At 40.9% G+C, this 24,090-nt stretch carries 17 protein-coding genes; 9 read left to right on the forward strand and 8 right to left on the reverse strand.

Features of this window, described 5'->3' with window-relative positions:
- Window positions 1-43: 43 nt before the first annotated feature.
- Together FTU12_RS10255 and FTU12_RS10260 are read right to left on the reverse strand one after the other, a co-directional pair.
- Window positions 44-2,176, reverse strand: a complete 2,133-nt coding sequence (locus tag FTU12_RS10255; protein ID WP_180114304.1) for a 3-hydroxyacyl-CoA dehydrogenase NAD-binding domain-containing protein — start codon at window positions 2,174-2,176, stop codon at window positions 44-46.
- Window positions 2,177-2,483: 307 nt separating this feature from the next.
- Entirely contained in the window at window positions 2,484-3,689 is a 1,206-nt protein-coding gene (locus FTU12_RS10260) for an acetyl-CoA C-acetyltransferase (RefSeq protein WP_180108973.1), read from the reverse strand.
- Between the two features lie 38 nt (window positions 3,690-3,727).
- On the opposite strand from FTU12_RS10260, the gene FTU12_RS16515 reads away from it, so the two are divergent.
- On the forward strand, window positions 3,728-4,165 hold the full coding sequence (locus tag FTU12_RS16515) for a hypothetical protein (RefSeq protein ID WP_257224698.1): 438 nt from the start codon (window positions 3,728-3,730) through the stop codon (window positions 4,163-4,165).
- Window positions 4,166-4,215: 50 nt separating this feature from the next.
- Here the strand turns inward: FTU12_RS16515 and FTU12_RS10270 are convergent, their stop codons facing one another.
- The gene (locus tag FTU12_RS10270) at window positions 4,216-5,226 is read right to left on the reverse strand and encodes an AraC family transcriptional regulator (RefSeq protein ID WP_180005120.1); all 1,011 of its coding nucleotides are present in this window, start codon (window positions 5,224-5,226) and stop codon (window positions 4,216-4,218) included.
- 210 nt (window positions 5,227-5,436) lie between these two features.
- Here FTU12_RS10270 and FTU12_RS10275 point away from each other — a divergent pair, with 210 nt between their 5' ends.
- The 5 genes from FTU12_RS10275 (at window position 5,437) to FTU12_RS10295 (ending at window position 12,977) form a co-directional block, all read left to right on the forward strand.
- Complete coding sequence (locus FTU12_RS10275) at window positions 5,437-6,558, forward strand: CaiB/BaiF CoA-transferase family protein (RefSeq protein ID WP_180102441.1); 1,122 nt, start codon at window positions 5,437-5,439, stop codon at window positions 6,556-6,558.
- A 216-nt stretch (window positions 6,559-6,774) separates the two neighbouring features.
- Complete coding sequence (locus FTU12_RS10280; protein ID WP_257227312.1) at window positions 6,775-8,013, forward strand: carbohydrate porin; 1,239 nt, start codon at window positions 6,775-6,777, stop codon at window positions 8,011-8,013.
- A gap of 171 nt (window positions 8,014-8,184) precedes the next feature.
- Window positions 8,185-10,590 (forward strand): glucose/quinate/shikimate family membrane-bound PQQ-dependent dehydrogenase, encoded by a 2,406-nt coding sequence (locus tag FTU12_RS10285; RefSeq protein WP_180114306.1) that lies wholly within the window; start codon window positions 8,185-8,187, stop codon window positions 10,588-10,590.
- A gap of 265 nt (window positions 10,591-10,855) precedes the next feature.
- Window positions 10,856-12,499, forward strand: coding sequence for a nitrite/sulfite reductase (locus FTU12_RS10290; RefSeq protein ID WP_078194255.1), 1,644 nt, complete (start codon window positions 10,856-10,858; stop codon window positions 12,497-12,499).
- Complete coding sequence (locus FTU12_RS10295) at window positions 12,492-12,977, forward strand: DUF934 domain-containing protein (protein WP_180085417.1); 486 nt, start codon at window positions 12,492-12,494, stop codon at window positions 12,975-12,977. Before FTU12_RS10290 ends, FTU12_RS10295 begins: the two co-directional genes overlap by 8 nt.
- Before the next feature lie 69 nt (window positions 12,978-13,046).
- Here FTU12_RS10295 and FTU12_RS10300 read toward each other — a convergent pair whose 3' ends face one another.
- From FTU12_RS10300 to FTU12_RS10310, 3 genes are all read right to left on the reverse strand, one after another.
- Window positions 13,047-13,496 (reverse strand): VOC family protein, encoded by a 450-nt coding sequence (locus FTU12_RS10300; protein WP_180114307.1) that lies wholly within the window; start codon window positions 13,494-13,496, stop codon window positions 13,047-13,049.
- 207 nt (window positions 13,497-13,703) lie between these two features.
- Window positions 13,704-14,879 carry a thiolase family protein gene (locus tag FTU12_RS10305; protein WP_180114308.1) on the reverse strand — a complete coding sequence of 392 codons (1,176 nt, stop codon included), beginning with the start codon at window positions 14,877-14,879 and terminating at the stop codon, window positions 13,704-13,706.
- Window positions 14,880-14,992: 113 nt separating this feature from the next.
- Window positions 14,993-15,514, reverse strand: coding sequence for a GspH/FimT family pseudopilin (locus tag FTU12_RS10310; protein ID WP_180114309.1), 522 nt, complete (start codon window positions 15,512-15,514; stop codon window positions 14,993-14,995).
- Between the two features lie 378 nt (window positions 15,515-15,892).
- Here FTU12_RS10310 and omp38 point away from each other — a divergent pair, with 378 nt between their 5' ends.
- Both omp38 and FTU12_RS10320 read left to right on the forward strand, forming a co-directional pair.
- Window positions 15,893-16,942 (forward strand): outer membrane protein Omp38, encoded by a 1,050-nt coding sequence (gene omp38 / locus FTU12_RS10315; RefSeq protein WP_180009167.1) that lies wholly within the window; start codon window positions 15,893-15,895, stop codon window positions 16,940-16,942.
- Between the two features lie 433 nt (window positions 16,943-17,375).
- Window positions 17,376-19,553 carry a TonB-dependent siderophore receptor gene (locus FTU12_RS10320; protein ID WP_180114353.1) on the forward strand — a complete coding sequence of 726 codons (2,178 nt, stop codon included), beginning with the start codon at window positions 17,376-17,378 and terminating at the stop codon, window positions 19,551-19,553.
- Between the two features lie 93 nt (window positions 19,554-19,646).
- Here the strand turns inward: FTU12_RS10320 and FTU12_RS10325 are convergent, their stop codons facing one another.
- Together FTU12_RS10325 and FTU12_RS10335 are read right to left on the reverse strand one after the other, a co-directional pair.
- Window positions 19,647-20,708 carry an SDR family oxidoreductase gene (locus tag FTU12_RS10325; RefSeq protein WP_373683069.1) on the reverse strand — a complete coding sequence of 354 codons (1,062 nt, stop codon included), beginning with the start codon at window positions 20,706-20,708 and terminating at the stop codon, window positions 19,647-19,649.
- A gap of 963 nt (window positions 20,709-21,671) precedes the next feature.
- Window positions 21,672-23,006: an ISNCY family transposase gene (locus FTU12_RS10335; RefSeq protein ID WP_180114310.1), complete on the reverse strand. Its 1,335-nt coding sequence runs from the start codon at window positions 23,004-23,006 to the stop codon at window positions 21,672-21,674.
- Between the two features lie 175 nt (window positions 23,007-23,181).
- Here FTU12_RS10335 and FTU12_RS10340 point away from each other — a divergent pair, with 175 nt between their 5' ends.
- Window positions 23,182-23,970 (forward strand): hypothetical protein, encoded by a 789-nt coding sequence (locus FTU12_RS10340; RefSeq protein ID WP_180114311.1) that lies wholly within the window; start codon window positions 23,182-23,184, stop codon window positions 23,968-23,970.
- Window positions 23,971-24,090 lie beyond the last annotated feature (120 nt).

Raw genomic sequence — 24,090 nt, forward strand, 5'->3', positions numbered from 1 at the left:
TGATGTGATTGAACAGCAAAATTTGCATGCTCAAAATGAATAATTAAATCTTCTCAGCTTTCGCCACTTTGTCTTTCAGCAATTGCGGTGCTTTGAAGCGTTCGCCATATTTTGCTTCTAGTGTATTGGCACGCAATAGCGCTTTTTCCAAACCATATTGATTTAAAAATTGAAGTGCACCACCTGTCCAAGGGGCAAAACCAATCCCGAAGATTGAACCGACATTGCCATCGACAGTCGATTCCAAAACACCTTCTTCTAGGCAGCGTAGCGTATCGAGCGACTGTACAAATAGGAAGCGGTCAATCATTTCCTGTTCAGAAATAGCATTATCTTTCTGCCATTTACTCAAGCCTTCCCAGAGGTGCTTTTTACCGCCTTCAGGATATTCATAAAAACCTGCGCCGGCAGCTTTACCTTTACGGCCAAACTCATGAATCATCGTTTGAATCACGTCATCCACTCCTGAGCGAGGCAGGTCTTTGCCTTCAGCTTGCAAGGCTTTACGTGTCTCGGCCGCGACATGTTCAGAGAGTGTTAAAGACACTTCATCTTGAATCGCCAATGGGCCTACAGGCATGCCAGCTTTTAGTGCAGCCATTTCAATGCGGGCAGGGTGTACGCCTTCAGACAGTAGACGTAAACCTTCTTGTACAAAAGTGCCAAAGACACGGCTGGTAAAGAAGCCGCGACTGTCATTCACCACAATTGGTGTTTTGCCAATTTGCTGTACATAGTCATAGGCTTTGGCTAAGGTTTCAGCTGACGTGTTTTTACCTTTAATTATTTCGACCAATTGCATTTTATCGACAGGGCTAAAGAAATGCAGACCGATAAATTTAGCTTGATCTTGAGATGCATTGGCTAAGCCTGAAATTGGCAAGGTTGAGGTATTGGATGCAAAAATACCACCATCTGCCAAATAGGTTTCTGTTTCTTGCGTCACTTTGGCTTTCAATTCGACATTTTCAAACACAGCTTCAATGATCAAGTCGCAGCCTTGTAAATCTGCCGCATTTGCAGTGGCATGAATCAGTCCTAAAACTTGATCACGTTTTTCTGCACTTAAACGGCCTTGAGATACTTTTTTATCTAGCAGTTTTTGGCTATAGGCTTTGCCTTTTTCAGCAGCCTCAAGAGAAACATCTTTGAGTACAACTGCAATGCCTTTTGATGCTGTGGCATAAGCAATGCCTGCACCCATCATGCCTGCACCCAAAATGCCGACTTTAGTAGCTTGCCATTTCGCGACGTCTTTTGGACGGCTTGCACCTGACTTAATGGCGTTAAGACCATGCCAGAAGGTGCCGATCATATTTTTAGAAATTTGACCGGTTGCAAGGTAAGTAAAGTAACGTGATTCAATCGTGAGCGCCGTATCAACATCGACCTGAGCGCCTTCAACAGCAGCCGACATAATGGCTTCAGGCGCAGGGTAACAGCCCTTGGTTTTGTCACGCAGCATAGCGGGGGCAATGGCGAGCATTTGCGCCACAGCAGGAGTCGATGGCGTACCGCCCGGAATTTTATAGCCTTTTACATCAAAGGGCTGCTGTGATTTTGGATTGGCTTTGACCCACGCAATCGCTTTGTCCATCAGGTCTTCAAGGCTATCTGCAGTGTCTTGAATCAGCCCGAGCGATTTGGCTTTTTCGACACCAACTTGTTTGCCTTCCATCAAGAGCGGAAAAGCATTTTGCAGACCCAATAAACGTACCATACGTACAATACCGCCACCGCCCGGTAGTAAGCCTAAAGTTACTTCTGGTAAGCCAAATTTCGCCTTAGCATCATTCAGTGCGATTCGATAATGACAACCGAGTGCTAACTCCCAACCACCGCCCAGCGCTGTGCCATTTAAGGCTGCAACAACAGGAATGCCGCGTGTTTCGATATAACGCAGTTTGGCTTTCATTTCTTCAATCATATTGAAGAATTCAGTTGCATGCTCAGGTGTAGCTTGAATCAGTTCGTCTAAATCACCGCCTGCAAAGAAGGTTTTTTTTGCGGAACGGAAAATAATCCCTACAATATTTTCATCTGCTTGCAGTTTGTCTACCGTTTCAGCCAGTGCCGTGCGGAAGTCTGCATTCATGGTGTTGGCAGATTGGTTTGGAGAATCTAAAGTTAAAATGACGATATTGTCGGCATTTTTTTCAAATTGAATTGCGCTCATAAATTTTATCCAAATATTTTTATGACTTTGCTAGTGATTTTTGAGATTTAAATTATTCATCGTCACTACGGAGTCTTTACAAATTTGTTTATTACTGTTTTTTTCATTTCAGCTAAAGCAGTGCTTTAGCTTCATTCAGGTTCGACCTACTTTTGTTTCGGCAAAAGTAGGCAAAACCATTTGTCATCCACAAAACCTGTCAACTAATGTCTTTTTTCTAAAAGTTCGCAGAAACATTATTTTCAATTTTTGGTCAGGTTGTGGATGACACATACCAAGTATCAAATGCTGTGTACGGTTCGGTTAATTAAACTAGCTCAATAATCGTTGCGATGCCCATACCACCGCCCACACACAAGGTTGCTAAACCGCGTTTTTTACCTTGGCGTTCTAGTTCATCCATCAGGGTGCCTAAAATCATGGCGCCTGTTGCACCCAGCGGATGTCCTAATGCAATTGCACCGCCATTCACATTGACTTTGGTAGGATCAACCTTGAGTTCGGTAATAAAACGCATCACGACTGCTGCAAAAGCTTCGTTCACTTCAAATAGGTCAATATCATCAATGGTTAAGTTAGCTTTGGCTAAGGCTTTACGTGCAGCAGGTGCAGGGCCAGTCAGCATAATGGTTGGGTCTGCACCCACCAATGCAGTGGCAAGCACTTTGGCACGCGGTTTTAGGCCTTGTTCTTTGATCGCTTTTTCAGAGGCAAGCAATACTACGGCAGCACCATCAACGATGCCCGATGAATTCCCTGCATGGTGTACATGGTTGACTGCGCCGACTTCAGGATATTTTTGCAAGGCAATGGCATCAAAGCCCATTTGTCCCATCATGGCAAAACTTGGGTTGAGCTTGCCTAAGCCTTCTGCTGTGGTCGTTGGTTTAATAAATTCATCTTTGGCTAAAACTGTCACGCCTGCTTTGTCTTTAACAGGAACGACAGATTGGTCAAAATAACCATTGGCTTGAGCTGCTGCGGCTTTTTGCTGAGAGTTGGCTGCAAAGGCATCCACATCTGCTCGGCTGTAACCGTCAATGGTGGCAATTAAATCGGCTCCAATGCCTTGTGGAATAAAGTCACAGGCCATATTGGTTTCAGGGTCAAGCGCCCAAGGACCGCCATCTGAGCCCATCGGCACACGAGACATCGACTCTACACCGCCAGCCACCACAAGGTCTTCCCAGCCAGAGCGGACCTTTTGCGCAGCCATATTGACTGCTTCTAAACCTGAGGCGCAAAAACGGTTGATCTGAACACCTGCCACATCATTGTCCCAACCTGCTGCAATGGCTGCGGTTTTGGCAATGTCCGCACCTTGGTCACCAATGGGGGTCACGCAGCCCAGTACAATGTCGTCTACTGCAGCGGTGTCAAATTGATGTCGGTTTTGTAATTCGTTCAATAAACTGGTCAGTAGGCTAATCGGTTTAACGGCATGTAGTGAACCGTCTTTTTTTCCTTTGCCGCGCGGTGTGCGAATGGCATCAATGATGTAAGCCTCGCTCATAATCCTGTCCCTATGATCTATAAATTTTTATTGGTTTTTTGAGTGTACGGATTAATCAAGCCGGTGCAATGATGAGAACGGGCGAGTCGTTTGATATTTTTGGTCAACGCTTGCTGCTGAATAAGATAAAAATCAACCTGCACATTGAAAGCGAGGATCGGTTAAGATCAGTTGCTATCGATTCAGTACATATTGAAGATCTGCTTATGCATAAAAATGTGAAGCGAGTGTTGAAAGGTCTGGCTTGGCTTGTTTTTGCAGGCTGCTTAGGTTTTGTATGCTTGATCGGTTTTTATATTTATATGATCTATGGCATTCATCCTTCAGATGAAGGGACTGGCGGCTTAGCCTGTGAGTATGATCGAAATGATCATGTAACCAAGGCAGAAATGTATCGGATACAGGATGGCAAACGCGTGATCACGCCCGTCGATCCATTGCTTTGTCAAAAACAACGTGCAGATTTTCCGAAATAAAAAAACCTGATCGAGATCAGGTTTTAGAGAATGCTATTTTTGAATATTGCTTAATGATAACCATGTAATTGGCGATATAGGCCTGGTGTTACACCGGTCCACTTTTTAAAGGCACGGTGGAAAGTACTGGTTTCACTAAAACCGACTTGCTGTGCAACATCTTCAAGCGTTAAGTCTGGATTAAGCAATAAGTGAATTGCAGCATCACGACGTAAGGCATCTTTCACACCTTGGTAGCTCTTACCTTCAGCGGCTAAACGACGACGTAGTGTTTGCGGCGATAGATACAGCATTGAAGCAACATCGTTCAAGGTTGGCATTTCTTCGCCAATTTGACTCTTCAGCACATCACGGATACGAGATGTTAATGAATTAGTATTTTTAAATTTAACCAATAACTGTGCAGGAGCCGCTTTTAAGAATTCTTCAAGCGTTTCTTCGTTTTGACGAATGGGTAAATCTAAATAATCCGCTGCAAATGTAATTTCAGTTCGTGGTGTATCAAACTGCATGACAGGTGCAAAAAACAAGGCATCATATTCGTCAGCATGTTCAGGACGTTCATAACCGAAGTGAACACGCTCTAAAGGCAGACGACGTTCAATCAACCAAGAAGCGAGACCATGCCAAATCATCAGCATACTTTCTGTAATGAAATGGTCTGGGTCCATAGATTTTGGAATTTGAGGAACTAAACGTGCTTCATGTTTATCACGTTCTAGTGTCACCGACCATTCATCACCAAACAGTTTGTAGAACTGCGAAGACAATTCGAGTGCATCACCGAGGGTTTTTGCATGAATAATCAATTGGCACATAATGGCAAAAGTACCCAAGCGGCGCGGTTGAATATCAAAACCGACATGTTCGTCTTGAGTCACCATCCACAACATTTTAATAAAACGTGTGTATTGTTCAGGTGAAATACGCGCTTTGGGTTGGCGTAGAAGTTCAGCCTCAATGCCAACATGAGACAGTAAAGTTTCGACATCCATGCCGAGACGTCTCACACCAGTTAAGGCTGCGTTGACGAAATGGATACTGATCGTATCACGACTCATGTTTAATCCTTCAGTCTCTTTAATGTTCACAAATGTTTGACCTAAATGACGCTAAAAAAAGAAATCATGGCAATTTACAACAGCGGTTTTGCCATTTTTACATGGTAAATTGCCGAAACTATCAAGGTAAATGGCTGAACATGACATTGTTTTAATCATTTTATATTTCTACCATGGATAAAAAATCTACACAATTAGAGAAAAATATCCATGGAAGCTGCTTTAAAAGGATTGAAAGTACTCGACTTTTCGACATTACTCCCAGGGCCATTTGCGACCTTGTATTTGGCTGACATGGGTGCGGAAGTTGTGCATATTGAGTCACCGACGCGTCCCGATCTAGTTCGTTTGATGCCACCTTATGCCAATGGGCAAGCCACAGCGCATAGTTATTTAAATCGCAATAAACAATCCATCGCATTAGATTTAAAAGATCCGAAAAGTATTGAATTGATCAAAGCCAAAATTTCAGATTTTGATATTGTGGTAGAACAATTTCGTCCAGGTGTCATGCAACGCTTGGGTTTGGATTATGTAGTTTTGGCCGAAATTAATCCGCGACTTATTTATTGCTCGATTACGGGTTATGGTCAAACCGGACATTACAAAGACCGTGCAGGGCATGACATCAATTACTTGGCTTTATCGGGCATTTCAGGTCATAGCGGACGCCAAGACAGTGGCCCGCCACCGATGGGGATTCAAATCGCCGATGTGGCAGGCGGATCAATGCATGCAATTACTGGCATCTTAGCTGCGGTGATTGAGCGTTACCGTAGCGGTTTAGGACAATATATTGATATTTCCATGACCGATTGTGCCGTCGCATTGAACAATATGGCTGCAGCTGGCGTATTGGCTGCCAATGCTGTAACAGCCGCAGAAACTGCACATCTGAATGGCGGAAGTTTCTATGACTATTATCGAACCCAAGATGGTCGCTATCTGTCTATAGGTGGTTTGGAGCCACAGTTTTTACATGGATTGGCGCAAATTCTAGATTTACCCGCTTTAGCAACGCAAGGCATGTCATTTGATCCGCAAGACCAAACTGAAATTAAGCATGCAATTGCCCGAAAAATACTAACCAAAACATGGGCTGAGTGGAAAAAGATTTTTGCCTCTCAAGATGTCTGTGTGGAACCAGTTTTAAGTTTGGACGAAGCTCTAAATTCACAATTGGCCCAAGAGCGGCATTGGTGTGTTGAAGTTCCGCTACAAGAAGGCGACACAATGACACAAACTCAACTGGCATGTCCGATTAAATTTTCTAGATCAGCATTGATTTATACCCATGTGGGTAAAACTTTAGGTGCGGATAATTGGTTATGAATGGTATAAAAAAAGGTGATAAGTTAAACAATAAAACCTTTAAAATCTCTTAATTAGATAAACATCTATGTAAATATTGAGAGTTGTTAACAAAAAAATAAATAAATTATACAAATGTGAGAGTATTATATGAACTATTAACACAATTGGTATATAGGTCTCCAAATGAAAATAGCTGTGAGTAAACTTGGATCTTTATATCTTAGCCTCGGAATAATGTTTGCGGGTTCAGCAACCCAAGCGGCAACTACTGCAGATGCTTTCAGTTCTGAAAGCCCATGGATGTTCGGTGATTGGAACGGTCAACGAACAGCGCTTCAACAGAAAGGTTACGATTTTAGTTTTAGTTATGGTGGCGAATTAGCCACTTTGTTAGATGCAAAGCATGCTTCAAGTCATGGCACTGAATATGCGGACCAATTCGCGATCGGGGCACATCTCGATTTAGAAAAAATTGCAGGTTGGAAAGATACCGAAGCACAAATCAATATCACTGAACGTAATGGTCGTTCATTGTCTCAAACTTCAGATGCATTAAATGGTCATTTAAGTGCAACACAAGAAGTGTGGGGTCGTGGTCAAACTTGGCGTTTGACTGATTTTTGGATCAAGAAAAAATTCTTAGACCAAAAATTAGATATTAAAGTCGGTCGTTTTGGTGAAGGTGAAGATTTCAACAGCTTTGACTGTGACTTTCAAAACTTAGCACTTTGTGGTTCACAAGTGGGTAACTGGGTCGGTGACCAATGGTACAACTGGCCAGTCAGCCAATGGGCTGCTCGCGTGAAATATAACATTCAGCCTGAACTCTATGCACAAGTCGGGGTTTATGAATACAACCCTGAAAATCTAAAACGTGGTAAAGGTTGGAACTTGAGTACCGATGGTTCTAAAGGTGCGATTATTCCTGCTGAAGTAGTGTGGACTCCAAAAGTGGGGACACAAAAGCTTCCGGGTGAATACCGTGCAGGTTACTACTACAGTACCGCTGATGCCGATGTCATTGATAGCCCAGTAAATGAAAAAGATCACCATCAAGGTGGTTGGATTGTGGCGAAACAACAACTGACAGCACACAAAGACGATGCCTCACGTGGTTTGAGTGGTTTTGTAAATGTCACAGTGCATGACTCAGACACCAACAATGTGAGTGATATGCAAAACATTGGCTTGGTATACAAAGGCGCATTCGATGCACGTCCTCAGGATGAAATTGCGATTGGTTTGGGTCGTATCAGTATCAATGATGATGTGAATGACGCCAATATTGCCAATAACAGCGTTGATGCACGCGGCCTACAAAGTGAAGAGTATGACGCAGAAATTTACTACGGTATTCATGCGGCAAACTGGCTGACTATTCGTCCAAATATTCAATATATCCGTCATGTCGGTGCTTACAAAAATGGTGAGAATGCGTGGGTCGGCGGTATCAAATTTCAAACAGCATTTTAATTGATGTCCAATTAGAGTTCTTATAAAAGCAATTCGGTAATTCTGAGAAGAATTACGACTTTTCCCCCTTGAATTGTTTTTGTAACAACTTCTCTTTGCGACATAAAAACGGTGGTGCGTTGAATGTGTTTCACGCACCAAATACAACATTCGACAATAGAGGTGGTCAACATGAGCAACCCATCTACTGGAACTGGGATGCGAACATTTACCGTCGTTGTGATGGCAATTTTCGCCTTAGTTCTATTGATTGGTGGTATCTGGCTGGCAGTCCTTGGCGGTTCTTGGTACTACATAATCGCTGGCCTGTTAATGCTGGCTTCAGCAATATACTTAAGAAAAATTCAAAACAGTTCTTTATACATTTATGCAGCGTTGATGCTGGGTACAGTGATTTGGGGACTTTGGGAAGCAGGTTCTGACTTTTGGGCACTTGCACCGCGTTTTGATATTTTAGGCTTATTGGGCCTTTGGTTACTGATTCCTGCCGTGACACGCGGCATGGAAAATGGCAAAACGGCGAAAATTGCATTATCAGGCACACTGGTGATTGCGATTATCGTAATGATCTATTCAATTTTTAATGATCCGCAAGAAATTAACGGTGAAATTAAAAATGCACAACCTCAAACTGCCAAAGCGATTGAGGGCATTGCTCCTGAAGATTGGCCTGCCTATGGTCGTACACAAGGTGGTGTACGTTATTCTCCACTTGCTCAAATCAATAGCGACAACGTGAAAGATTTAGAAGTGGCGTGGACTTTCCGTACAGGTGAATTGCCAACAGAAAATGACTCAGGTGAAACCACAAACCAAGTCACTCCGATTAAAGTCGGTAATGACATGTTTATGTGTACAACTCACCAACGTTTAATTGCACTTGATCCTGCGATAGGTAAACAAAAATGGGCATTCGATCCGAAACTTAAAGCGGACAATACCTATCAACATTTAACATGTCGTGGTGTGTCTTATTTTGACGCTGCAAATACCACTCAGTTTGCAAAAAGCTTAGAGAACAAACGCTCGACTTCAACTGAATGTCCGCGCAAAGTGATCTTGCCTGTAAATGATGGTCGTTTGGTTGCAGTCAATGCTGACACAGGTAAAGCATGTAGTGATTTTGGTCATAACGGCGAAGTCGATCTACAAAAAGATATGCCTTATCCGTATCCGGGCGGTTATATCCCAACTTCACCTCCAGTGGTTACTGGCACAACCATTGTGATTGGCGGTTCAACTACCGATAACTTCTCGACTAAAGAGCCATCTGGTGTCATCCGTGGTTATGATGTCAATACTGGTGAATTATTGTGGATCTTTGATACAGGGGCGGAAGATCCAAATGCCATGCCAGGCGAAGGTCAAAAATACTCTGTAGCCTCACCGAATGCATGGGCACCTTTAGCCTATGATGACAAATTAGATATTGTCTATGTTCCTACAGGTGTGGGTACTCCTGATATCTTCGGTGGTCACCGTACGCCATTAGATGAACGTTATGCAAACTCAATGCTTGCGATTAATGCATCGACTGGTAAATTGATCTGGAACTTCCAAACCACACATCATGATTTGTGGGATATGGATGTACCATCACAACCTTCATTGGCAGATATCAAAGATAAATCAGGTAATACTGTTCCTGCGATCTATGTCTTAACCAAAACAGGTAATGCATTCGTCCTTGACCGTCGTACCGGTAAAGCGATTGTGCCAATCACCGAAAAAGCGGTTCCACAAACTGTAAAACGTGGTCCACAAACTAAAGGTGAGTATTATTCTGCAACTCAACCGTTCTCTGATTTTGATTTAGCACCCAAAGATAAATTGACTGATAAACAAATGTGGGGTGCCACTATGTTTGACCAGTTGATGTGTCGTGTGTATTTCAAATCATTAAACTACGACGGTATTTATACACCACCTTCTGAAAATGGCACATTGGTATTCCCAGGTAACCTTGGGGTATTTGAATGGGGCGGTATGTCGGTGAACCAAGATCGTCAAGTTGCTGTGATGAACCCAATTGGCTTGCCATTTGTCACTAAGTTGATTCCTACAGATCCAAACCGTGAGCAAACTGCGAAAGGTGCAGGTACTGAACAAGGCGTGCAACCGATGTATGGCGTACCTTATGGTGTGGAAATCAAAGCCTTCTTGTCACCACTTGGCTTACCTTGTAAACAACCTTCATGGGGCTTTACTGCAGGTGTAGATTTAAATACACATGAAGTGGTCTGGAAAAAACGTATTGGTACAATTCGTGATAGTTTACCGAAATTGTTCCAATTACCTGCTGTGAAAATTGGTGTACCGGGTCTTGGTGGATCAATCTCGACTGCTGGTAATGTCATGTTTGTAGGCGCAACACAAGATAACTATATCCGTGCAATCAATGTAACGAATGGTGATACTTTGTGGGAAGGTCGTCTACCCGCAGGTGGTCAAGCGACTCCAATGACTTATGAAGCAAATGGTAAACAATATGTTGTGATCATGGCTGGTGGTCATGGTTCATTTGGTACAAAACTTGGTGATTACCTTGTTGCGTATGCGTTACCAGATAAAAAATAAGTGATTTTACATCGCTAAATAAAAAGCCCGATTTATCGGGCTTTTTATTGGCTGAAATTCTTTATGTAAATTTATGCTAAGTAATGGAGAAATAATTCAATATATTAATAAATAAAAAGTAAATGACCGGAATCCGCTATATCAGTGAAATTGCGACAGTCTTATCAATAAAATCGCTATTAAATATGTAAAAAACGCATTTTCTTGATAGATGAAATCTCGTTATGCTGTGCATTGTTATAATAGAAATTACTAGCTGTACGCCATGTATTTATATACTGATTTTGACCAGCAACTGGTTAATGAACGTGTTGCACAGTTCCGTGATCAAACGGAACGTTATTTAGCAGGTAAATTGACGGAAGATGAATACCGTCCACTGCGTCTTCAAAACGGCCTTTATGTACAACGTTATGCACCGATGCTACGTATTGCAGTTCCTTATGGCCTGATGAATTCTAAACAATTACGTAAAATTGCGTCATTGGCTCAGGACTATGACCGTGGTTATGCGCACGTATCTACTCGTCAAAACATTCAGTTTAACTGGCCTGCACTAGAAAATGTGCCTGACATGTTACAAGAGCTCGCATCTGTTCAAATGCATGCGATTCAAACTTCGGGTAACTGTATTCGTAACACAACTACTGACCAATATGCAGGTGTGGTTGCGGGTGAAATTGCTGACCCACGCCCAACGTGTGAATTGATTCGTCAATGGTCAACTTTCCACCCAGAATTCGCTTTCTTGCCACGTAAGTTCAAGATTGCAGTTTCAGCACTGGAAGAAACTGATCGTGCGGCAACGTCTTTCCATGATATCGGTGTGTATATCGTGAAAAATGAAGCAGGCGAGATTGGCTATAAAATCAAAGTTGGTGGTGGTTTAGGCCGTACACCAGTGATTGGTAGCTTTATTCGTGACTTCTTGCCACGTGAAGATTTGATTGCTTATTTAGAAGCGGTACTTCGTGTATACAACTTACACGGTCGTCGTGATAACAAATATAAAGCACGTATCAAAATTTTGGTGAAAGCATTAACACCAGAAGTATTTGCAGAGAAAGTGGAAGCTGAATTTGCACATACCATCAAAACTTTAAAAATTGATGCTGATACCTTGGCGAAAATGGATGAGAACTTCACACCATTTGATTACCAAGATTATGCGGATGAAGATTTTGCAGAGCAATTTGCCGCAGAGCCGAAATTTAAACAATGGTTCAACATCAACACCAATGCACATAAAGTCAAAGGTTACCGCATCGTTACGATTTCTTTGAAACGTGCGGGTATTGCACCGGGCGATATGACTGTTGAAGAAATGAACCTGATTGCTGACTTGGCTGACAAATATACCTTTGGTGAGTTCCGTACCACACATGAGCAAAACATTGCGCTTGTGGATGTACCGCAAAAAGATTTGTTTGATCTATGGAAAATCCTTGATCAACACAATCTTGCACGTGCGCATATTGGGTTCTTAACCGATATCATTTGCTGCCCAGGTGGTGATTTCTGTTCATTAGCAAATGCGAAATCGATTCCAATTTCTGAAGCCATTACACGTCGTTTTGATGACTTAGATACCATTTACAATTTAGGTAAATTGGATCTGAACATCTCTGGTTGTATGAATGCGTGTGGTCACCACCATGTGGGTAACATCGGTATCTTAGGTGTAGACAAAAAGGGTGCTGAGTTCTATCAAATCACTTTGGGTGGTAATGCAGACCATGATGCATCAATTGGTGACATCTTAGGCCCATCATTTGCAGCCGAAGTTGTACCAGACATCATCGAAGAAATCTTAAATACTTATCTAGACCTTCGTGCAGAAGGCGAAGAGTTTATTGATACTTACCGCCGTGTTGGCATCCAACCATTTAAGGAGCGTGCATATGCTTAATACAGCACTACAAGTCCTCTCTAAAGATGGCTCGATTGCAGACAATACTTACCAAGTCATTGGTGAAGATGGTGTGTTGCCACAAGGTGACGTGGTTTTAACAGTTGAGCAGTTAGATCAACTTGCGAATGTAACTGGTAAAAAAGCACTTTTCGTAACGGTGGATGCTTCACCTGAAACCAATGAATTCCCGCTTGACCAGTTAGACGCAATCTTTATCGAGTTTGCAGGCTTTAACGATGGTCGTGGCTATTCATTTGCTGCGTTGTTACGTCGCCAAGGTTTTCAAGGCGAGCTACGTGCAACAGGTGATGTATTCAAAGATGTGTTGAACTACATGAAGCGTTCAGGTTTCGATACTTTTGTAGTGAAAGAAGGTAAAGACATTGCGGAAGCTGCTGCTGGCTTAGGTGATTTTACCAATCCATATCAAGCTTCAACTGCAGTGCCGCAAGCGCATTATCAAACTGGTGCTTAAGTGCCTTGATCAATAAAAAAGCCTCCATTCGGAGGCTTTTTTATTGATCGAAATACTTTTAATGAGTGATTATTCATTTTTAAGCTGGCAATTGACCATCCATTTAATACCGAACTGATCGGTAAATGCGCCATAGAGTGCACCCCAAAAGGTCTTTTCGAGAGGCATTTCTATAGAGCCACTTTTGGACAATGCATCAAACAATCGTTTGGCTTCAGCTTGTTCACTGCTTTCTAAATTAATCGAAATATAGTGATTGCTGCCTAAGGTAAAGGGTTGATTGGATTGCGCACAGAATTGTTCGTTGACATCTGAGGCCATCAGCACGTTAAATTCATTGATTGGCAAGGAAATATGCAGAATCTTTTGCTGATCTGCATCGGATAATGAAATGCCTTCCTCAGCAGGCATATCACCATAACGCATCACATTGAGGAATTCTCCACCAAATACAGAACGATAAAAATTAAAGGCTGCCTCGGTATTGCCTTGAAAATTCAAGTAGTGATTGAGCTGCATAAAGGTCATCCATTTTTATTATTTAGACATTTATTTTAAGAGCCTTTGCTGACCTGTATGTGAACAATTTATGTCTAAAATGTAAGCATAAAAAATCCCTCTTACAGAGGGATTTTTCAGTCTCCCTCCTTTATTAAAGGAGGGGTTAGGGGAGGATTAAAGAATATTCCCTCTAAATCGCCCTTTGCGAAAGGAGTCTACAGAGCATTAAAGCAATTCAATCGCCACAGCAGTCGCTTCACCGCCACCAATACACAGCGCAGCAATACCACGCTTACCACCAGTACGTTTTAATGCATGGATCAGCGTTAGGATAATGCGTGAACCTGTAGAACCAACAGGATGTCCAAGCGCACAAGCACCACCGTTGACATTTACTTTTTCAGCATCTAATTTAAATTCATCAATTGGGCACATCGTGACCATCGCAAAGGCTTCATTGATTTCCCATAAATCGACATCAGCAACATTCCAACCCGATTTATCTAGAACTTTTTGAATTGCGCCTACAGGTGCAATGGTAAACTCGGATGGATGTTGTGAATTTGATGCATAAGCCACAATTTTTGCGAGCGGATTTAAACCTTTTGCTGAAGCTTGATCTGCTGAAGTTAAAACTAAAGCAGACGCACCATCAGAAATAGAACTTGCATTGGCAGCGGTAATCGTTCCATCTTTAGCAAAAGCAGGGCGCAGCGTTGGAATTTTTTCGATATTGGCGTTAAAAGGCTGTTCGTCTTTATCGATAATCACATCGCCTTTACGACTCGAAACAGTGACAGGCACGATTTCGTCAGCAAAATAACCCTCAGTAATTGCAGTTTGAGCACGTTTAAGCGAGCGAATGGCGAAGTCATCCATTTGTTCACGTGTATAGCCTTTTGTATTTGCCATATCTTGCGCAAAAGAACCCATGAGTCGGCCCGTTTCTGCATCTTCTAGGCCATCTAAGAACATATGATCTTTAACATCACCATGGCCCATACGGTAGCCAGCTCGTGCTTTGGTCAATACATACGGCGCATTGGTCATTGACTCCATACCACCTGCAACCACGACTTGAGCCGAACCTGCCTTAATCATATCTGCCGCTTGCATCACGGCCTTCATACCTGAACCACACAGCTTGTTGATGGTTACGGCACCAGTTGAATCTGGAAGACCAGCTTTACGCATCGCTTGACGGGCAGGACCTTGTTTCAGACCAGCCGGAAGCACACAGCCCATAATGACTTCTTCAACATCTGTCGGTTGTAAACCCGCGCGTTCGATGGCTGCTTTAATCGTAACTGCGCCTAATTCAGGTGCAGTAACTGCGGCTAAACTCCCTTGAAAACCACCCATTGCTGTACGGGCACCATTCACGATGACGATATCAGTCATTACATATCTCCATTTTCTTATACATTAATTTTTGAATACGTCAGCAGTATAAGTAAAATTGAACAGGAATAAAGCAAATTTAAAAGGCTGCTTTGGACTCACCGGTTCTCAAATTAGCAAGTGGCTGGGTTTTCAAATCGGATATGTCCCATTCGACTTAAGACCGCTCGGATCGGTTGAAGCGTTGATTTCGAACAGTAGTAGAAACTGCCATTTGAACCATTGGGTAAACCTGAGCTGGCCTGAAAGGTTAGACTTGGAATGTGTAGAGTCCCACGCCAAGAGAGATCACCATATTTTAAGTTGAGTTTATCTTGCAGTAATATTTTTTCATTTGCGTCGACTTGACGGTTTTTATTACTGTCAATAAATATGATCAGACCACTGTTCCAGTTGTTAGGTTGGCAAAGTTTAAAGTCAAGACTAGGACAAATCACAATATTGGAGTGATAAATTGTGGCCTGAGCCCGTGCGAAAGCATTGTGATTCTGAATAGTCAATTTGATGTTATTCGCTTCGCGCTGCGCCATTAAATTGTTGAAATGTGGTAAAGCTATCGTCACGATAATGACCATAATCGCAATTGAGACCAAAAGTTCAAATAAAGTAAAGCCGGTTTCTTTGTTGTAAGGCATTGATTTAATCCAAAATTTAATATTATTTTTATATGTCTAATGTAATATGTGTTTTTAATGGCGATATTAATTTTGAGTATAGAATTTTATTACTCAATTTTAGATAAAGCTGTTAAAATGAAAATAGCAAGTGACAATAGGCGATTCACTGCTCAAAATTGAGTAAAAATTTACCGAATTACAACGGAAATTGTAAGTAATTTTGTCAATAATTTACTTGATTAGATTAATCAAGCACTTGGAAAAAGAATAAAGTGTTTGTATGATTCAGCGTGAATAGCTTAAAAAAAAAACTGGGGTATAAGAAAGCCTATCTCAGGATAGCCAATTTTTCGGCTTGAGCTTGAACAACAATTGTTATCTCTGGAGGATAAATCCATGAAAATGAGTCGTATTGCATTAGCAATGCTCGTAGCTGCTCCTTTAGCAGCTGCAAACGCAGGCGTAACTGTTACTCCATTAATGCTTGGTTACACTTTCCAAGATTCTCAACACAACAACAGCCGTGGTAACTTAACTGAAAGTCCTGAGCTACAAGATGACTTGTTTGTTGGTGCAGCACTTGGTGTTGAATTAACTCCATGGTTAGGTTTCGAAGCTGAATATAACCAAGTGAAAGGTGATGTAGACGTTGATTTCGGCGAATACAAACAAACTCAAATCAACGGTAACTTCTATGCTACTTCTGATTTGATCACTAAAAACTATGACAGCAAAGTTAAGCCATATGTATTGTTAGGTGCTGGTCACTACAAATACAAATTTGACGACGTAAATGCTCGTGGTGCTGGCACTGACCGTGGTACTACTGAAGAAGGTACTTTAGGTAATGCAGGTCTTGGTGCTTTCTGGCGCTTAAACGATGCTTTATCTCTACGTACTGAAGCTCGTGCTACTTACAACATCGATGAAGATTTCTGGAACTATACAGCTTTAGCTGGTCTTAACGTAGTTCTTGGCGGTCACTTGAAACCTGCTGCTCCTGTAGTTGAAGTTGCTCCTGTAACTCCAGTTGCTCCAGTTGCTCCAGCTCCTCAAGAATTGACTGAAGATCTTAACATGGAACTTCGTGTGTTCTTTGATACAAACAAATCTAACATCAAAGATCAATACAAACCTGAAATTGCTAAAGTAGCTGAAAAATTAGGCGAATACCCTAATGCTACAGCGAACATCGAAGGTCACACAGATAACACTGGTCCACGTGCTCTAAACGAACGTTTATCACTAGCTCGTGCTAACTCTGTTAAATCTTCGCTTGTTAACGAATACAACGTTGACCCAGCTCGTTTATCTACTCAAGGTTTCGCGTGGGATCAACCAATCGCTGACAACAACACTAAAGAAGGCCGTGCTATGAACCGTCGCGTATTCGCTACGATTTCTGGTAGCCGTACTGTAGTGGCTCAACCTGGTCAAGCTCAATAATTTGAGTTTAACTTCGGTTAGAAAAAAGCGGCTCTTTTGAGTCGCTTTTTTTTGTTAAAAATTTAAAAAAGGAGATTTAAATTTGGCTAAAAGGCACTAACGCAAAAGCGTTGTTTACTTTTAAATAATCGTTGGATGTAAAAGGATTTATCTATTCATGTGGCAATTAAGCATGTAAAAATTCAAACTATTGTATATTAATTAATCATCTGTTTGCCTAAGAGCTTTAATTGAACATAACCAGGTTGTATTTTTATTTTTTTATAAAAGCAATAAAAAAACAATTATTTACATTTGTCTTATCTACAATTTATAAAAAAATAATATTTATATTTCTCATTAAAAAAATATAATCATCGGGATTCATGATGAAGTTGAGAATTATTCTAAATATAATAATGATTCTTATTCAAATAAAACTAATCTTGAAATGATGAATAATTTTGCAAAAACACACTTAGTACGTTCTATAACTATGGTGCTACTCGGTGTTGGAGGGTCAACATCTGCGCTTGCAGCGGATACAACGGTACTTGAGACGATTGAAGTTGAGGTGCCAGCCGAAAAGCAGCTTGCAAATGGAAAATTGAAAGCGCAAACAGACCTTGGTGCACTGGGAAATCAAAAAATTGTTGATACGCCATTTAGCGTTGCTGCATATAGTGAAAAGTTAATTGAAGAACAACAAGCGACCACCGTGGGTGAAGTGCTGAGAAATGATGCAAGTATCCGCATTACCACCAATCAAGGCCACTTGAATGAAAACTTTAATATTCGTGGCTTTGACATCAATCACGATGACATTGCACTCAATGGTATGTACGGTATGGCGCCTTATGGACGCGTACCGACTGAATTTCTAGATTCGGTAACGGTTTTAAAAGGCCCGAATGCCTTGGTTGCAGGTATGTCGCCTGCTGGTGAGGTCGGTGGTGTGGTCATCGCTAAAACTAAGCGTGCAGATAAAGAAAAAACTCAAGTTTCAGCTTCGATGGAAGAAGGTGGGTTTTACCAATCAGGTTTTGACGTTTCGCGACGTTTTGGTGCTGAAAAAGAATTTGGTCTACGTGTGAATGGTGCTTATGGTCAAGGTGAGCACATTATTGAAGGCATGGAAGATAAACATGCATCAGGTGCAATTGCTGCAGACTATACAACCGATAAATTGAAACTGAATTTTGATGCCTATGCGGTACGTGATGATCGTAATGGTGGTTCGCCTGCGATGGTGGCATTTGGTGTCAAAGATGCTCATGGCCATACCTATAATGGCGTGCTTGCTGCACCTAAAGGCGATACCAATTATTTTAAAAATTTGGAAGGCCATACTGATAGTGAGTTTGTAGGCTTAAGTGGTGAATATGCATTTACACCTGACTTAAATGTTTATGCAGGTGTAGGACATATTGAAAAGGCCTATAGTGGCCATATTTTTGGTACGCGTCTTGTCGTTGGCCAAGCAGATGGTCATGCCACATCTCAGTACTATCGTACGGGGTCATCAGAGTCGATTACATCAGCAAATACAGGTATTCAATATAAGTTTAATACGGGTGCTGTAAAACATGCTGTAAATGTTCGAGCTGATTATTTGACCAAAGAAACAGATCAGCATGTTGCGGCAACACAAGAGAAAATTAATTCAACTAATTTGTATGATCCTGATACGACTGTAGGGATGCCTTCTGCGTACCCAGTGGTTAAACCGAATTTAGATAATAAATATACCAGCTATACGGTATCTGATCAGATTTCAATGTTAGATGATAAGTTGCAATTTATTGTTGGTGCACGTTATCAAGATATCGACACAAAGAATTTACAGAAAAATACAGGCTATCAAGACGATAAAATATCCCCAAGCTTAGGTGTTGTGGTTAAACCATTTGGTGAGAATCTTTCTATTTATGCAAACTATGTTGAAGGTCTTTCTGAAGGTGTAACGGTGAATAATGTTACAGATGCCAACAATAATGTCACCTTTGCGCCATTCCAAACCAAACAATATGAATTGGGTGCTAAATATCAAACAGGTAGTTGGTTAAATACATTTGCACTGTATCAAATTGAAAAACCATCGACGATGTCTTCTGATTATTCTGATGGAATTACCGGCAGTAGTGTTAATCAAATCACAACAGATGATGCAGAAACACGTTCACGTGGCGTCGAATGGGCATTTTCTGGAGAGATTTATACAGGACTAAATCTGATGGGTAGTTTGGCGTATATTGATGCTGAATATACCAAAGCAGCGGTGAAAAGTGGCGTAACTAATCAAGGTAATACGGTATATGGTATTCCTGACTTTACCGCAACACTCAGCTTGGATTATGCAGTGCCGTATGTGGATGGTTTGAATGTCAATGCACGTGCAAACTACGTGAGTGAACAGTACTTAAATGAAACCAATACACTTAAACTGCCAGACTACACAATTTTAGATCTTGGTGCGCGCTATAAAACTCAATTAGGTGGTGTGAACACAACGTTCTTAGCGAATATTGATAACGTGACTGATGAAAAATATTGGGAAGGTACATTTAACTCAGGCTATGCCTTAGTGGGTGGTCCACGTACCTATAAAGTTGGCTTAACATTCGACTTTTAAATAACCAATACACGTCAATTCAAAAAGCCACCTATTTAAGGTGGCTTTTTTTCAAACTAATTGAGCAAGTTATTAGCTTAATGAATGTCTAATTTAGGGAATATATTGCTTCACCACACCATCATCCAGCAGCTGCTGAAAATGCTCAACAAGACTGGTTTCAATATTGCGGTAGCTGATGCCTAGCTCGGACTTACTTTTGTCGGCATTGAAGTAGATTGGAAAACCCATATTCAGCTCAACAAAAGACTTGGAAAAACCTGCCAGCGGGCCAAACAATTTAAATGCGGCTTTAGGCAACTGGTTGCGCGGGAAGGGGAATTTTGGACCAAAGTGCTGGCGCAGAATTTTGCCCATTTCCAGCAGGCTGAGCGTGCCGCCGCTGATAATATAACGGCCTTTTGCATTTGGGTTAAAGGCTGCTTGCAAGTGTGCATCCGCAACATCACGGACATCTACAATGCCATTCCACATCGGCGGTACACCTGCGAGGGTCATACCGTTAGCAAACTGCTCAAGCACTTCAACGCTGCCAGACTTGGTCATCGCAGTTAGTGAAGGGCCAAGAACCAGCGCTGGGTTGACACAAACCAGTTCCCAGCGGTTTTGTGCTTTTTGCATATCCCAAGCTTTGCGCTCCGCCATGACTTTTGAATATGGATAGGGCTGATGGGTTTCAGAGCTGGTGGTGTTCCAGTGAGACTCATCAAATTGGTTATTTGCTGTTTGCTTAATGTCGATCGCATCGCCATAAGTTGAAGCAATACTGGATGTCACCACCACGCGTTTTACAGATTCTGTTTGGTTGACGCTGTTTAATACATTTTCTGTGCCTATTACCGCAGGCTCAATAATATCTTTTACTGCATCTTTATAGTTGGTCACTACAAAAGGGGATGCCATATGGATCACAATTTCACAGCCTTGCATGGCTTCATCAAAGGCATGCGGTGTAAGTAAATTGGCTTCAAACAGTTTGAATGTGCCAGTACTTTGGTTTGCGATATTCTCTAAGTGAGCAAAGCTTTTTTTCTTATTCAGATCGCGTACGGTGGCGTGAACTGTATGTCCTTGTTCAAGCAGATTTTTAATGACCCAGCTGGCAATATAGCCTGTGGCGCCTGTAACGAGTATCGGTGTTGTCTTGGTATTCATGTTCTTCAACTTTAATTGACGCATTTTTTATCATATTGAGAATATTTAGTTTTGTCTTTGATTAATTTGAAAAAATATATTTTTATTATTGAGTTTAATGTGCTCTAAATTCAGCAGAAATCTCATGAGAGCGCTACAAAAGTGATTTTTTATTGATCTTAAAAATGCTCAGATGGGATGAGTGTTGGATAGATGCATATTCTTATGATTATGGGCGCAAAATCTCATAAATAAATGGACAAAGAGTCATATCTAACTTGTGAGCTTTAATTTAAAGCCTAGATCTTAGGTCTAGGCTTCTTCATTTCGTAATAGATGCAGCTTTTGAAAATTTTAATTTTGAATCAGAGATTTCACTTTAAATATGATAAAACCAAAGAATAAAGAAGATTTTGATTGGTATGTAATAAGTGAATTTTTCAGGTGATGTAGAGATTTTTGTATCCTGTCTTGGAACTAAAGAGTCAAGTTCAGATATTTTGAAAGCAGTTATTCTTGTTGCAAGTGAGTTTGACTCATTAGAGACTAATTTCGGTGGAGAAAAGCTATTCTATTGGCAATTTTTAAGAGAGGGGTTACGTTCAGGTTTAATGAACATCAAATACTAGATACCATTTTTATCTAAGTCAAAGAGAATGAAGAATATTACTTATACCCGTTTTTAGAAGATCTGATTATAGGTATTAATCATAAAAGTACGAAGCAATCTGTAGCCAATCTATTTGGCCCCCCCCCGAAAGAGAAGGTGACAGTTGGCTTAAATACAGAATATTTGATAACTATTTACATTTTGAATTTGATGATTCATTAGAGTTAAAACAAGTCACAATAGGCAAATGTTGAGACTATTATATTAATTTTTATGTATTTTTTAAAATTTAAGACCTAGACCAGTGCCTAGGTTTTTTCTGTTATTCACCAATTAAAATGTCTATGCGATAAACCATTTAAAATGTCCTGTTTTTAACTACAAGAGTCAAGCACAGGATTTAAATTTCTTTGTTCAATAACAACTTTCTGAGCTTTACGACTCGGCATACTTTTCTTGAGACGGGAACGTTTATTCTGTTTCTCCAATTCCTCATGTTGCTGCTGGATATGGGCCAGGACCGAACCTAATCTTTTATTCTCAACCACATCATTCTGCTGTAGTCCAGCCAGTTTATTGAAGACGCTATAGTTGATCTTCCGTCCTTCATGCATGATTGCCACAGTACCATCCGGGTACTCCAGAAATGAAATGTATTGCCCAACAAGCTTATGATTCAGCTCTGTCGGTTCAAGCATATAAATACACTTGTCATAGGTCAGGGTCAGATTCTTGGTGACCTTACGCGGTTCCTGCCAGGTAAAAATATCATCCAGTTCAAGATCAGATTCGCTTAATGGCCGATGCAGGTTCTTTGAGTTTCGCGAACATTTGGCGAACTTCTGATTGAACTGCTCAATAAAGCAGGGTAACCATATATTGGCCTCTGCAATCGAACCGATGCCTTCCAGGCGCATCTCTTTGATCAGACGGTCCTGAAGGGTTCTGTTGGCACGTTCCACACGACCTTTGGCTTGGGGTGAGTTGGCAAAGATAATATCGATGTTCAAATTATTCAGAATCCGCCCAAATTGCGTAATCTGGCTGTCTTGCCTGGATTTCTGATTAACTCTGAATACCGAATGCTTGTCACTATAAAAGGCTAGAGGTTTGCCGTATTGTTCAATGTAGGCTCGGGTTGAAAGCATGTAGTCAAAGGTCGTTTCAGCCTCACAAAAGCGCAGATGCAACAGCTTTCCAGTGGCATCATCGATATAAACCAACAAGCAGCATTTTGCAGCTCGACCTTCAAACCAGTCATGATATGAGCCATCAATTTGGATCAGTTCACCGAAGCAATCCCGGTTATAACGTGGCTGATATGGACGCTTCAGGCGCTTGGATCGCGGAATCCACAGGTCATTGGCCGTCATCCAGCGCCGAAGCGTTTCTACCGGGATATTCAGGTCAAACATGCTGTTGAGCTTCTCATGCGCCAAGGTGGGTCCAAAGCCCAGTAAATGTTCAGCAATAATGGAAAGGCACTTTGATTTTAACAAGTCATCATGGCGACGATGGCCAGGTTGACCACGACTGGCATGTGCCATACCTGAGACACCATCTTGATTGAGCTTCTGCAATAACCGGGTAATTTGACGGGTGGAAAGATTTAGGATTTCAGCAGCACGGACCTGGGTAATACGATGATCTCGAACGTCTTGCAGAACTGCAAGCCGTTGAATTTCTTTGTCAGACATAGTGATCAGCATCTATATTTATATCCAGTCCATGGTGATAAAAACCATCATAAACTAGACATTTTTATTGGTGAGAATATAGACACTTTAAATGGGTTCTAACATTTTCATTTCGTATAACAGCCATTATGTTAAATGGAGGAGATCTGACATAATTCTTGGCTTCAGTTAACTTTCTAAAAATCTTATGACTACACTTAATATCGAAAAGAAAGCAAATCCCCTTTTAAGTGATGAGGCTCAAGAATTGTTGTGTTTTGCAACAATTAGTGGATCTAAATCTTGGAAAGATGTTCTCAATTTGTATTTAGAAATTAAAGCAAAAAATGCTCCTAAGAAAGTGTTAATGCTTTTAGAAGATATAGGACAGTGTGAATATACGTCTATGCATGCTTCGATGGGAGATGGACTTTATTTTGATACATCGGAAATTATTGAAGAGGGTGAAGATGAAGATATAAGCTATGACAACACCCTGCCATTTCAGGTTAAGTATCATATTGATCAATTATTAAGATCTGAAAATAAGGTGAACATTCATGATCTACATGGAAAATTTAATTATAGTGATCAAGACCTATCTGTTTTATTAAAAATTAATGAGCAGCCTGAAAAAATTTTAGATGAAGTTATTCAAATTAAATTAGTTAATTCTGAAAATGATCATGAAAAATTTGCAGCACAGCTCAATGGATATTTTAGTTGTGATCTATCTCCTTTTGAATCTTTCAGTTTAATCCAATATTTGGATAAGAATTTTGATCTAGAATATGTTGGCTTAGGTGCGAGTTTATTATTTTTTATCAAGAAGCCAAGCTTTACCTTAGAGAAACTGGATTCTCTCTTCGAAGAATTAGATAACATTTATTCTTATAATCAAGAAACTAGTAGTAGGTTGAAACGACATTTATCAGATCATAATTATATGATCTTACCGTATGTTGATTCTCTAGATATATTTGATTTAGATGGATAATGAATATTAAGTTCCCCTAAAATTAACATAATACACGCTATACGAATACTAACTTTTATTTCATATAAATCATTATTTTATGCTGATATGAAAAGCCCTATCATCACAGATTGGGCTTTT

It is taken from the genome of Acinetobacter sp. YH12063 (assembly GCF_013419715.1).
Classification (GTDB): Bacteria; Pseudomonadota; Gammaproteobacteria; order Pseudomonadales; family Moraxellaceae; genus Acinetobacter; species Acinetobacter amyesii.